The sequence below is a fragment of the Micromonospora sp. MH33 genome (genome assembly GCF_003013775.1).
Classification (GTDB): Bacteria; Actinomycetota; Actinomycetes; order Mycobacteriales; family Micromonosporaceae; genus Micromonospora; species Micromonospora fulviviridis.
Genome location: NZ_MUYZ01000208.1, coordinates 1 through 12,494, shown reverse-complemented (window position 1 = coordinate 12,494; position 12,494 = coordinate 1). Strand labels below are relative to the sequence as shown.

Below are 12,494 nucleotides of genomic sequence, written 5' to 3'. Positions count from 1 at the left end.
CCGGCGCGCCCCGCGGGCGCGTCCGCCGCCGACCTGCCCGCGCGGTACGCCGGCACCCGTCCGACCGCCGCCGCGTCGTGCGCCCGCCGCATGCGGAGGTGAGCCCGTGGCGCCCGTCCCGGCGGTCCGCACGCTCGGCGTGGAGGAGGAGTACCTGCTCCTCGATCCGGTGACCGGGCAGAGCCTGCCCGTGGCCGACCGGGTGCTCGCCGCGCTCGCCGGCCCGAGCCGGGAGCAGAGCCGGCAGGAGTTCCGGCACAGCATGGTCGAGATGGTGACGCCGATCTGCACCGACCTGGCCGAGCTGCGGGAGCACCTGGTGGCGCTGCGCCGGGCGGCGGCCGAGGCGGCCGAGGCGGCGGGAGCGCGGCTGGTGGCGGTCGCGGCGACGCCGGTGTGCGAGCCGCACCGCACGGTGCCGGACAAGGACCGCTACCGGGCCATGTCGCACCGGTTCGGGCCGGTGGCGCACGACCCGGCGGTCTGCGGCTGCCACGTCCACGTCGGGGTGCCCGACCGCGAACTCGCGGTGCAGGTCTGCAACCACCTGCGGCCCTGGCTGCCCGTGGTGCAGGCGCTCACCACCAACTCGCCGCTGCACGACGGGCAGGACACCGGGCACGCGAGCTGGCGCGCCATCCAGTTCGACCGCTGGCCCAGCGTCGGGCCGACCCCGCACTTCGACTCCGCGGCCGACTACGACCGCACGGTCCGGGAACTCGTCGACGCCGGCATCATGCTGGACGCCCAGATGGTCTACTGGTACGCCCGCCCGTCCGTCACCTACCCGACGGTGGAGATCCGGGTGGGCGACGTCTGCCCGACGGTGGACGACACCGTACTGGTCGCCGCCCTGCTGCGGGCCCTGGTCGACACGACGGTCGACGACGTGCGCGCCGGCCGGGCCGCGCCGCGGATCCGGGACTGCCTGGTGGCCGCCGCACACTGGCGCGCCGCGCACGACGGCGTGGACGGGGACCTGGTCGACCTGCGCGCGGGCGGGTCCCGGCCAGCCTGGGAGCTGATCGACGACCTGCTCGCCGCCGTGACTCCCGCGCTGGACCGCCGCGGCGACCTGGACGTGGTGCACCTCCAGCTCGACCGGCTGCGCCGCGACGGCAGCGGGGCCACCCGGCAGCGGCGGCTCCTGGCCGACACCGGCGGGGACGTCCGGGCGGTCCTGGACGAGCTGGCCGCCCGTACCCTCGACGCCTGAGCCGCGGGGCGGTCAGACGGGCGGGATGCCCGAGCGCCCGATCCGGGCCAGGTCGGGTTCGCCGTCGACCGTCCGGCTGGGCGGCGCCGCGGTCGGCTCGACCGGCTCGGTCCGGTCCTCGATCGCGGCGCCGCCGACCTCACGCATCAGGTCCGCGACGACGGCGAGGGCGGTGGCCTTGTCGGCGTACTGCCGGCCGGTGGCGATGACCTGGCCGTCGTCGCCCACCAGGGTGAACCCGTAGCTGCCGGTGTCGGCGGCGGCGATGAGGAACTTCATTCCCGCCCCTTACCCGGGCGGCGGGCGGCGACACCCGGGCCACCGGTCCGGCCGGTCAGTCGATGCCGTGCGCCTGCAACCACAGCTCCAGCAGCCCGAGCTGCCACAGCTTGTTGCTGCCGGCGGCGGCCCGCGCGCGGTCCGGCTCGGCGAGCAGTTCCGCCACGTACGCCGGCCGGAACAGCCCCCGCCGCCGGGCGGCCGGCGCGGTGAGGGCCTCGGCGACCAGGTCGCGCACCGGGCCGTCGACGTTGCGCAGCGCCGGGACCGGAAAGTAGCCCTTGGGCCGGTCGATCACCTCGGCCGGCAGCACCGACCGGGCCACCTCCTTGAGCACGCCCTTGCCGCCCTGGGCCGTCTTGTGCTCGGGCGGACAGGCGGCGGCCAGCGTGACGAGGTCCTGGTCGAGGAAGGGCGTACGCACCTCCAGTCCCCAGGCCATGCTCATGCTGTCGACCCGCTTGACCGGGTCGTCGGGCAGCATCAGGTGGGTGTCCAGGCGCAGCACGGCGTCCAGCGCCGTCTCGGCGCCCGGGGCGGCCAGGTGCGCCGCCAGCACCTCCCGGCTGGCGTCCCGCGGGCAGGCGTGGGCCGGGCCGACCACCCGGGCCAGCTCGGCGTGCGTACGGTCGAAGAAGGCCTCGGCGAAGACGTCGGCCACCGCGTCGCGGGGCACGCCCACGAGGGGCTGGTGGTAGCCGTAGCCGGCGAAGACCTCGTCCGCGCCCTGGCCGGACTGGGCCACCTTCACGTGCCGGGCGACCTGCTCGGAGAGCAGGTGGAACGCGACGACGTCGTGACTGCCCATCGGCTCGGTCATCGCCGTCACGGCGCGGCGGACCGCCGGGACGAGATCCTCGTCGCCGAGCCGGATCCGGTGATGGTCGGTGTCGAAGGCGGCCGCCACCAGATCCGAGTAGTGGAACTCGTCGCCCGCCTCGCCGTCGCGGCCGCTGAAACCGATGCTGAAGGTCTGCAGGTGGTGCTGGCCGGCCTCGGCGAGCAGGGCCACGATCATGCTGGAGTCGAGGCCGCCGGAGAGCAACACCCCGACGGGCACGTCGGCCACCAGGCGCCGCCGCACGGCCGTCCGCAGCGCGTCCCCCACGGCCGCCGTCCAGTCCTCGGCGGCCAGGCCGGCGTGTAAGGGGTCGCGGACGTAGTCGGGCCGCCAGTAGACGCGCTCGCGGGACCGGCCGTCGGCCTCGACGATCCGCAGCGTGGCCGGTGGCAGCTTGCGCACCCCGCGCAGCACGGTGCGGGGCGCCGGCACGATCGAGTGCCAGGACAGGTAGTGGTGCAGGGCCACCGGGTCGATGTCGGTGTCCACCTCACCGGCCCGCAGCAGCGCGGGCAGCGTGGAGGCGAACCGCAGCCGGCCGGGCGACTCGGCCAGGTAGAGGGGCTTGATCCCGAGCCGGTCGCGGGCCAGCACGAGGCGGTCGCGCCGGTGGTCGACCAGGGCCACCGCGAACATCCCGACCAGGTGCTCGACGAAGCGCTCGCCCCACTGCGCGTACGCCACGAGGACCACCTCGGTGTCGCCGGTGGAGCGGAAGGTGTGGCCGGCGGAGATCAGCTCCTCGCGCAGCTCCGGGTAGTTGTAGACACAACCGTTGAAGACCAGCGTCAGCCCGAGGTCCTCGCGGGCCATCGGCTGCGCCGCTGCCTCCGACAGGTCGATCACGGTCAGCCGCCGGTGTCCCAGCGTCACCCAGCCCGCGGGTCGCAGCCCCTCGCCGTCCGGGCCGCGCGAGCGCATGGCCCCGGTCATCCGCTCGACCGCGGCGGTGTCCGGCCGCGAGCCGTCGAAGCGCGCCTCACCACTGATGCCGCACATGGTCGGCGGCCACCCCCGTCGCTCGCTACCGGTCGGGCGGGCCGCGACTACCCGCACCGGCGTCCGGGAAACCCGATCGTGCTGGCCAGGCAGCTTCCGCGCGGCATGCGGGGGTGGACCGGACGAGTCGGGAGAGCGCTCTCTTTCGACATGAAATATTGACGGGTGCGTAACCGGAACCTAACCTCGCTCCTCAAGAGAGCGCTCTCACGACCGGTCGGACCACACCCCGCACCTCCACTCCCCCATGGTGAAGGGAACCCCATGACACTCCCCCTCCGGGACTTCTCGCCCGGCGATCCTCCACCGGCGCGCCCCCTCCGGCGCCCCGGCGGCCGGCGCGCGCTCGCCCTCGCCACCGCGTCCGTCCTCGCGGCCGGCGTGCTCGGCGTCGTGGTGGCCGGCGGCGGCACCGCCAACGCCGGCACGGTCGGCGCGGGCAGCTACACCGAGACGCTTCCCCCCGGCGCCGTCCTGCCCAAGGGCTGCGGCGACATCAGCACCAACCCGCGGCTCTTCACGACCGCCGACGCCCCGAAGGGGGCGATCCCGACCAACGACTGGTGGTCGTCGCTGATCTGGAAGCGCAACAACTGCGCCACCAGCGAGAACATGCAGGCCCACCCGTTGGCGTACCACGCGGAGAACAACGGGCTCGGGCTGTCGTACACCACCACGCCGGCGATCAGCGGCAGCGCCACCGGGGTCGGCGAGTACCACTTCCCGTACACCGAGGACGTCCGGGTCGGCGTGGCCGGGCTCGCCGCGCCGGTGGTCAAGGCCGCCGACTGGACGGACTGGACGGTCACCGCCGACTGGAGCGACGGGGCGCGGACCATGCGCGCCACCATCGGGCACGGCCTGCCGTTCAGCTACTACACGGTCAGCGGCGGCGCCGCGCAGCTCACCGCCGCGGCCACGCCGACCGTGTGGACCAACTCCGGCTCGACCATCGGCTTCACGGTCCACGGCCACGACTACGTCGCGTACGCGCCGACCGGCGCGACCTGGAGCGTCGGCGGCACCGGCATCAGCTCCACCCTGGCCGGCAAGGGCTACTTCTCGGTGGCCGTGCTGCCCGGCGGCGCCGACCGGGCCGCCCTCGCCACCGAGTACGGCCGGTACGCCCACGCGCACGTCACCGGCACCCGGATGAGCTACGCCTACGACCCGGCAACCGGCACGGTGCGCACCACGTACGCCGTCACCACCACCCCGCGCGAGGGCACCGAGACCAGATCGGTGGTGGCGCTCTACCCGCACCAGTGGCGCAGCCTGACCGGCGCGACCCCGATCACCGCGAGCTACGTCTCGGCGCGCGGCGCGATGCGGGTCCTCACCGGCGTCTCGTCCTTCACCACCAGCATGCGGTTCACCGGGGTGCTGCCGGAGGTGCCGGCGGTGGGCGACGCCGCCGGGGCCGACCTGAGCACCGTCACCGGCTACCTCAACGCCGAGCTGGCCAACCCGGAGGGCGTCAGCGGCCCGGACACCTACTGGGCCGGCAAGGGCCTCGGGCGTGCCGCCCGGATCGCCGAGATCGCCGACCAGCTCGGCCTCACCACGGTCCGCGACGCGGCGGTCGCCGCCATGAAGGCCCGGCTGACCAACTGGCTCACCGCCGGCGCCGGCGAGACCGGCCAGCTCTTCCACTACGACCGGAACTGGGGCACGCTGATCGGCTACCCCGCCTCGTACGGCTCCGACGAGGACCTCAACGACCACCATTTCCACTACGGCTACTTCGTGGCCGCCGCCGCCACCGTCGCCAAGTTCGACCCGGCCTGGGCCGACGACACCCGCTACGGCGGCATGGTGGACCTGCTCATCCGCGACGCCAACAACTACGACCGCGCCGACAGCCGCTTTCCCTACCTGCGCGACTTCGACATCTACGCCGGCCATGACTGGGCCTCCGGCCTCGCCCCCTTCTTCGCCGGCAACAACCAGGAGTCCTCCTCCGAGGGGATGAACTTCGCCAACGCCCTGATCCAGTGGGGACAGGCGACCGGTGACACCGCCGTCCGCGACGCGGGGGTCTTCATCTGGACCACCCAGGCCGCGGCGATCGCCGAGTACTGGTTCGACGTGCGGGACGAGAACTTCCCGGCCGCCTTCGGCCACAAGACCGTCGGCATGGTGTGGGGCGACGGCGCTTCCTACTCCACCTGGTTCTCCGCCGCGCCCGAGATGATCCAGGGCATCAACATGCTGCCGATCACCGGCGGTCACCTCTACCTCGGCAACGACCCCGCCTACGTGAAGGCCAACTACAACGAGCTGGTCACCAACAAGGGTGGCCCGCCGACGGTGTGGCAGGACATCCTCTGGGAGTTCCTGGCCCTCGGCGACGGCGACCAGGCGCTGCAGAACTTCCGCGCCAACAGCACGTTCGCCAGCGAGGAGGGGGAGAGCAAGGCCCACACCTTCCACTGGATCCGCAACCTGGCCGCACTGGGCAACGTGGATGCGACGGTCACCGCGAACCACCCGCTCGCCAAGGTCTTCAAGAAGGGCACCGCCCGCACGTACGTGGCGTCGAACATCACCGCCCAGCCGCTGACGGTGACCTTCTCCGACGGCACGACGCTGGCCGTCCCGGCCGGCAGGACGGCCACCTCGGGTGCGCTCACCTGGAGCGGCGGCAACGCCACCGGCGGCGTCGTCGTCCCGACCGGCCCGCCGCCGACCCCGACGGGCTCGGCCTCGCCCACGCCGACCAGCCCCAGCCCGTCGCCGACCAGCCCGAGCCCGAGCACGCCGCCCCCGTCGTTCAGTCCCACCCGGTACCTGCTCCCGGGTGGGGCGCTCGGCGGCACGGCCGGCGCGGCCGGCACGGTGTCGGTGGCTGCCGCTAACGGCAATCACGACGGCACCCCGGCCAACCCGGACGTGTTCACCGCCACCGGGCTGACCGGCGCGTACAACGGCGGGTCGACCGTGTTCGACCTGGCCGTGGACGCGGGCACCGCGGTCGGCAACGGCGTGCAGGCCCGGGTCTCGTACGACCTGACCGGTGACGGCACCGTCGACCGGGTGGAGACCTACTCCTACTACGCCACCGACCCGGTGACCGGGGTCGAGCACTACCGGCAGACCCAGGGCCTGAAATCGGCCACCGGTACGCTCGGCGACCTCGTCGGCGGCACCGTCAAGGTCGAGGTCTGGAACGCCATCGGCAGCGGGGCCACCACGTTGGGCATCGGCAACTCCTCCCAGCTCGTGCTCCCGTACACCGGAACCGGCCCGACCACGTCGCCGTCGCCGAGCGGCTTCGCCGCGGACCTGTACCTGACCGGTCAGACGCTGACCGGCGCGGCGGGCACCGCGGCCAGTACGCCGGTGCCCGCGGCCAACGGCAGCTGGGTCGGCAGCCCGCACAACCCGCTGGTCTACACGGCCACCGGGGTCACCGCGGCCTACGCCGGCGGGCAGACCCGCTTCGACCTGTTCCTCGACGCCGGCACCACCGTCGGCAACGGCACCCAGGTCCGGGTCTCCTACGACCTGACCGGGGACGGCACCTTCGACCGCGTGGAGACGTACCAGTACTTCGCCACCGACCCGGTCACCGGCTGGGAGCACTACACCGAGGCCCGCGGCCTCTACTCGGGCGTGGGCACGCTCGGAAACCTGGCGGGCGGGACGGTGAAGGTGGAGGTGTGGAACGCCATCGGCGGCGGCGCCACCACCCTGGGCACCGGCAACCGCTCGAAGCTCACCCTGCCGTACACCGCCTGACGGCTCCGGCGGCGCCCCGGCCCACGGCGGCCGGGGCGCCGCCTCAGTCCCAGCGGGTCGCGGTCGCGGCGAACAGTTCCGGGTCGCTGGCCACCGGGATCACGCAGAGCAGGTGACCGCCCGGCGCACGCAGCACCTGGCAGTCGAGCCAGCGGGAGACCGGCGTGGCGCCGAGCCGGACCAGCCGTTCCACCTCGGCGGCCACGTCGTCGGTCTCGATGTCCAGATGGTGCCGGGGCGCGTCGTCCACCGACTGCACCGCGGTGACCAGGCCGGGCACCACGTCGGCCAGGCCGGTGAACTGCGGCTCGGCCGGATCGGTGCGGGTCGGCGCGCCGAGCGCCGCGGACCAGAACTCGGCCGCCGGCGCGGCGGCCTCGCGGGGGGCGTCGAGGATCAGGGCGTACAGCCGGGAGCGGTGCATCCGGCGAGCTTAACCACGGTCGACGTCGATGGCGGGCTCAGGCCGACGGGCTGACCGCGCGCAGCCACGCCTGGGCGATCAGCGCATGACCGAACGGGGTGGGGTGCACCCCGTCCCGGGTCCACACCCGACCGTCCACACCGGCGGCCTGGAACAGCTCGTCCACCGCCACCAGCGTCGCGTCGAACTCGGCGGCGAGCTCGCGGACCACCTCGACCTTCGGGTCGAGGTCCTCCCGCCACGCGTGCTGCGCGTCGTCCAGCGGGACCACGAAGGGCTCGACGAGGACCAGCCGGGCGTCCAGCGGCCGGGTGGCCTCCAGCACGTGGCGGTAGTCGCGGGCGAAGTCGGCGGCGCTGGTCGGGTCGTCGCGGGTGTAGCGCCGCCAGGTGTCGTTGATGCCGATCAGCACCGACACCACCTGCGGGGCGAGGGCCAGGCAGTCGGTCTCCCAGCGGGCCCGCAGGTCGCGTACCCGGTCGCCGCTGATCCCCCGGTTGAGGAAGGTCGCCCGGCGGTCGGGGTGGCGGGCGGTGAACCAGGCGGAGGCCATCATGGCGTACCCGGTGCCGAGGTCGTCGGCGCAGGACCGGTCCCGGCCGGCGTCGGTGATGCTGTCGCCGATGAAGAGCACCCGGCCGCCGCGCGGCACCTCCACCGTCATCCGCCCGTCCCCCGCCCACTCGACGCCGTTTCCATGATCATGCCGCACGCCGCTCGGGCGGAGCGCGCCGGGCACCCGGCCGACTGCCGACCGACCCGCCGGAAAAAATCCGCCGTCCGGCTGTTGCGTTTCGCGGCCGGGGACCGATCACCCAACTGTGGCAGCGCAGCGAGCGGAGTGTGAAAACCTCACCAAGTTGCCCTGCACCGTTGCAATCGGCGCACATCCGGTGGTTGACTGCTGCACCATGCCAGAGCCGAAGATCACGGACAGGCCGGTTCTTTCGTGAGAAGCAGCGACATCACCCGGCGGACCACCTGGCGGCAGCGGGCGGCACGCTGGTTGGATCCGACGGTCGCCCGGTGGGACGTCTCGCCACCGGAGACCCCCGAACCGCCACTGCCGGAGGACCGCGGGCCCGGCCCGTGGCCCGCCATCTGCGAGCAGTTCGCTTTGCGGATCCTCGCCTCGGCGTACCAGATGGGCGCCCACCTGGAGGCCGTCGAGGCCGACGAGCAGGACCCGGAACGGCTGGAGCGGCTCTACCGGATCGACCACGCGAACACCCGGATCCGGCGGCACGCGGAGAACCTGCAGGTGCTGCTGGGCCGCCGGGTGGAGGACGCCGACCCGCAGACCGTCCCCCTGGTCGACGTGGTCCGGGCCGCCGCCTCGGCGGTCGAGCACTACCCGCGCATCCGGATCGGACACGTGGTCGAGCTGGCGGTGGTCGAGTTCGCCGCCGACGACGTGATCCGGGTGCTCACCGAACTGCTGGACAACGCCACCCGGTTCTCCCCACCCACCGCCCCGGTGACCGTGTCGGCGTTCGTCACCGAGGACGGCGGCGTCCTGCTGCGGGTCGAGGACGCCGGGGTGGGCCTGCACCCCGACCACCTGACCCAGCTCAACGCCCTGCTCAGCGGCCGACCGGCCGTCCCGGTCACGCTCGACCCCGCGGCCCACCTCGGGCTCGCCGTGGTCGCCCACCTGGCCGTCGCCCACCGGCTGCGGGTCGCCCTCACCACCCGGCCCACCGGCGGAACCACCGCGACCGTCGCCGTTCCCGGCGCGCTGCTCTGCGAGATCCCCGCCCCGGGCCCGGCCGCCGCGGCGCCCGCACCGCCGCCGGCCTGGCCACCGGCCGGGCACGGAACCGACCCCTGGAGCACGCCGATGGCCCCGCCCCACCACGGCGCCGACACCCCGACCGTCCGGCTGGCCACCCTCGACGGGCCGGCCGGCGAGCCGCCGCCCACCACCGGGCTGCCCCGACGGGTGCCCGAAAGCGTCCGCGACCGGGTTCCGGCGCCCCGATCCCCCGCCGACACCGGCGCGGGCTCCCCGCCCGAGGCATGGCCTGACGAGACGGCCGCCTTCGCGGCCGGCGTCAGCGACGCCCGCACCCCCACCGACGGAGAAGGACGGCAGTGATGACCCACGCGTACCCGGGAACCGGCACCAGCAAGGGGTTGCCCGACTGCGCCTGGCTGATCCGGCAGTTCGTCGAGGACGTGCCCGGGGTCAGCCACGCGATGCTGGTGTCGCTGGACGGCCTGCAACTGGCCGCCTCGCAGGGCGTCGGCCGCGACCTGGGCGACCAGCTCGCCGCGCTCAGCGCCGGCCTGCTCAGCATGGCCGACCGCAGCGCCGCCCTGCTGGAGCTGGGCGCCGCCGAGTACCTGACCGTCCGGCTGCCCCGCGGGCACCTGCTGTTCATGCGGGTGGGCGAGTCCGCGGGCCTCGCGGTGGTCGCCGCGGCCGGCTGCGACCTGCGGGTCGTGTCGTACCGGATGACGCAGTTCGTCGGCGCCGTGTGGCACGCCCTCACCCCGGCCGTCCGGCACGAGCTGCACCGCATGACCGCCGCGCAGGCCCGCTGACCGGCCGGAGGACGAGGATCATGCAGCTGAGGTACTGGAAGGTCCGGCCGTACGTGCTGACCGCCGGCCGGACCCGCACCCGGCGACCGCTGCTGGTGCACACCCTGGTGTCGGTGCCCCACTACGACGCCGTGTTCGCCGCCGGCCTGCTGCCCGAGGCCCGCTCGCTCTACGAGCAGGCCCGCCGGACGGCGCGCTCGGTGGCCGAACTCTCCGCGGTGTGCGGGATCTCGCTGGGGGTGACCCGGGTCGTCGTCGACGACCTGGCCGCCACCGACCGGCTGCTGGTCCACACCGACCACGACAACGTCGACTTCCGCCTCCTGGAGAGACTGCGCGATGGCCTCCGCAAGCTTGCCTGACAGCCCGCTGCTGACCTCGGCGAAGATCGTCATCGCCGGCGGCTTCGGGGTCGGCAAGACCACCTGCGTCGCATCCATCTCGGAGATCCCGCCGGTCAACACCGAGGCGTGGATGACGGCGGCCAGCGAGACCGTCGACCGGCTGGACCCCGGCATCGACAAGACGACCACCACCGTGGCGATGGACTTCGGGCGGCTGACCATCGGCCCCGACCTGGTGCTCTACCTGTTCGGCACGCCGGGCCAGCCCCGGTTCTGGCCGATGTGGGACGACCTGTGCCGGGGAGCGGTCGGCGCGCTGGTGCTCGCCGACACCCGCGACCTGGCCGCCTCGTTCCCGGCCGTCAACTACTTCGAGCAGGACAGCGACGTGCCCTTCGTGGTCTGCGTGAACCTCTTCGACGGGGTGCTGCACCACCCCCTCGAGGACGTCCGCGCCGCCCTCGCGCTGCCGGCCCGCGTACCCCTGACCGCCTGCGACGCCCGCGACCCGTCGTCGGTGGCGCGGGCGCTGCTGACGGTCGTGGAACACGCCATGTCCCGCACCCCCCGGCCCACCGCGGGCGCGCTCGCGGCGCGGTAGCTCAACCCTGGAGGAACCATGCGCAGAATCCTGATCGTCGGGGCCGGGCAGTCCGGGCTCCAGCTCGCCCTCAGCCTGCAGGCCGAGGGATACGACGTCACCGTGATGTCCGCCCGGACGCCCGACGAGATCCGCCGGGGCTGGGTGATGAGCACCCAGGCCATGTTCGGCGCCGCACTCGCCACCGAACGCCGGTACGGACTGGACCTGTGGCAGGACCGGGCGCCCCGGATCGACGGGCTGCACGTCTCGCTCTCCGCGCCGCCCGGCGAACGGGCGCTGCGCATCCCGTGCCCGCTGGACGAACCGGCGCAGAGCACCGACCAGCGGGTCAAGATGGCCGACTGGCTGGAGCTGTTCGAACAGCGCGGCGGCACGGTGCTCTACCAGACGGTGACCACCAGCGACCTGGACGGCCTGGCCCGGCTCGGCCGCTACGACCTGACCGTGGTGGCCGCCGGCAAGGGCGACCTGGTCGGCGTCTTCGACCGCGACCCGGACCGCTCGGTGTACGAGGCGCCGCAGCGCGGGCTGGCCGTGGCGTACGTGCACGGGATGACGCCGGACCCGCTGCTGCCCGTGCCGCACGTCAGCTTCAACGCGGTGCCCGGGCTCGGCGAGCTGTTCGTCATCCCCGCCCTGACCCACTCCGGTCCCTGCGAGATCCTGTTCTGGGAGGCGGTGCCCGGTGGGCCGCTGGACCTGTGGACCGAGCGGCGCGACCCGGCCGAGCACCTGAAGCTCACCCTGGACCTGGCCCGCCGCTACACCCCGTGGATCTACGAGCGGTGCGCCGAGGTGGAGCTGACCGACGGGCGGGCCACCCTGTCCGGGCGGTACACCCCGACGGTGCGCCGCCCGGTGGCGGAGCTGCCCTCCGGCGGGCTGGTGCTGGGCATGGCCGACGTGGTGGTGGCCAACGACCCGATCACCGGCCAGGGCAGCAACACCGCGGCGAAGTGCGCGTCCGCGTACCTGGGGTCGATCCTGGAGCACGGCGACCGGCCGTTCGACCGGGACTGGATGACGCGGACCTTCGAGGGGTTCTGGGCGGCGACCGGCGAGGCCGTCACGGGCTGGACGAACGCCATGCTGCAACCGCTGCCGCCGCACGTGCAGCAGCTGCTCGGCGCGGCCGCCGGCAACCCGGTGGTGGCCCGGCGGTTCGCCAACGGGTTCAGCGACCCGAACGACTTCCGGGACTGGTTCCTCACCCCGGACGCCGCCGAGCGCTACCTGGCTTCGGTCACCGGCTGACCGCTGACCGTCGGGGCGGCGTCCGAGGCCGGCTTCGGACCTTGGCGACTTGCGGGGCTGATCAGAGGGTGGCGGTCAGCTCCGTGAGGATGGCGGCGGCCGGGGCGGCCCGGGCGCCGCGCCATCCGGTGCCCGCCCACAGGTGCAGCCGGTCGGCGTCCCCGGCCCGGGCGGCGGCGACGCGTAGCGGCCGGGTCAGGTGGTGCAGCGCGGGGTAGCCGAGCGGGGCGGCCGCCTCGTGCCGG

11 protein-coding genes and 1 pseudogene are annotated in these 12,494 nt (G+C 74.0%); 7 read left to right on the top strand and 5 right to left on the bottom strand.

The window, feature by feature from the left end:
• Nucleotides 1-106 precede the first annotated feature (106 nt).
• Complete coding sequence (locus B0E53_RS25525; RefSeq protein WP_107078367.1) at nucleotides 107-1,216, top strand: glutamate--cysteine ligase; 1,110 nt, start codon at nucleotides 107-109, stop codon at nucleotides 1,214-1,216.
• A 12-nt stretch (nucleotides 1,217-1,228) separates the two neighbouring features.
• Here the strand turns inward: B0E53_RS25525 and B0E53_RS25520 are convergent, their stop codons facing one another.
• Together B0E53_RS25520 and B0E53_RS25515 are read right to left on the bottom strand one after the other, a co-directional pair.
• On the bottom strand, nucleotides 1,229-1,495 hold the full coding sequence (locus B0E53_RS25520; RefSeq protein WP_107078366.1) for a YegP family protein: 267 nt from the start codon (nucleotides 1,493-1,495) through the stop codon (nucleotides 1,229-1,231).
• A 55-nt stretch (nucleotides 1,496-1,550) separates the two neighbouring features.
• Nucleotides 1,551-3,335 carry an N-acetylglutaminylglutamine amidotransferase gene (locus tag B0E53_RS25515; RefSeq protein ID WP_107078365.1) on the bottom strand — a complete coding sequence of 595 codons (1,785 nt, stop codon included), beginning with the start codon at nucleotides 3,333-3,335 and terminating at the stop codon, nucleotides 1,551-1,553.
• A 264-nt stretch (nucleotides 3,336-3,599) separates the two neighbouring features.
• On the opposite strand from B0E53_RS25515, the gene B0E53_RS25510 reads away from it, so the two are divergent.
• Nucleotides 3,600-7,076 carry a glycosyl hydrolase gene (locus B0E53_RS25510; RefSeq protein WP_246835584.1) on the top strand — a complete coding sequence of 1,159 codons (3,477 nt, stop codon included), beginning with the start codon at nucleotides 3,600-3,602 and terminating at the stop codon, nucleotides 7,074-7,076.
• A 43-nt stretch (nucleotides 7,077-7,119) separates the two neighbouring features.
• On the opposite strand, the gene B0E53_RS25505 is transcribed toward B0E53_RS25510, so the two are convergent.
• Entirely contained in the window at nucleotides 7,120-7,500 is a 381-nt protein-coding gene (locus B0E53_RS25505; RefSeq protein WP_107078364.1) for a VOC family protein, read from the bottom strand.
• Between the two features lie 37 nt (nucleotides 7,501-7,537).
• Nucleotides 7,538-8,164: an SGNH/GDSL hydrolase family protein gene (locus B0E53_RS25500; protein ID WP_107078363.1), complete on the bottom strand. Its 627-nt coding sequence runs from the start codon at nucleotides 8,162-8,164 to the stop codon at nucleotides 7,538-7,540.
• Between the two features lie 285 nt (nucleotides 8,165-8,449).
• On the opposite strand from B0E53_RS25500, the gene B0E53_RS25495 reads away from it, so the two are divergent.
• The 5 genes from B0E53_RS25495 to B0E53_RS25475 are packed head-to-tail and all read left to right on the top strand — an operon-like array spanning nucleotide 8,450 to nucleotide 12,249.
• A complete protein-coding gene (locus B0E53_RS25495; RefSeq protein WP_107078362.1) occupies nucleotides 8,450-9,598 on the top strand; it encodes an ATP-binding protein in 1,149 nt (382 codons plus the stop codon).
• A complete protein-coding gene (locus B0E53_RS25490; protein ID WP_107078361.1) occupies nucleotides 9,598-10,047 on the top strand; it encodes a roadblock/LC7 domain-containing protein in 450 nt (149 codons plus the stop codon). The genes B0E53_RS25495 and B0E53_RS25490 overlap by 1 nt, the downstream gene beginning before the upstream one ends.
• A gap of 20 nt (nucleotides 10,048-10,067) precedes the next feature.
• Nucleotides 10,068-10,409, top strand: coding sequence for a DUF742 domain-containing protein (locus B0E53_RS25485; RefSeq protein WP_107078360.1), 342 nt, complete (start codon nucleotides 10,068-10,070; stop codon nucleotides 10,407-10,409).
• Nucleotides 10,387-10,992, top strand: a complete 606-nt coding sequence (locus tag B0E53_RS25480; RefSeq protein WP_210406203.1) for an ATP/GTP-binding protein — start codon at nucleotides 10,387-10,389, stop codon at nucleotides 10,990-10,992. The genes B0E53_RS25485 and B0E53_RS25480 overlap by 23 nt, the downstream gene beginning before the upstream one ends.
• Nucleotides 10,993-11,010: 18 nt before the next feature.
• Nucleotides 11,011-12,249: a styrene monooxygenase/indole monooxygenase family protein gene (locus tag B0E53_RS25475; protein ID WP_107078359.1), complete on the top strand. Its 1,239-nt coding sequence runs from the start codon at nucleotides 11,011-11,013 to the stop codon at nucleotides 12,247-12,249.
• A gap of 61 nt (nucleotides 12,250-12,310) precedes the next feature.
• On the opposite strand, the pseudogene B0E53_RS25470 reads toward B0E53_RS25475, so the two are convergent.
• Nucleotides 12,311-12,494, bottom strand: a pseudogene (locus B0E53_RS25470) (nitronate monooxygenase); the annotation flags it as partial.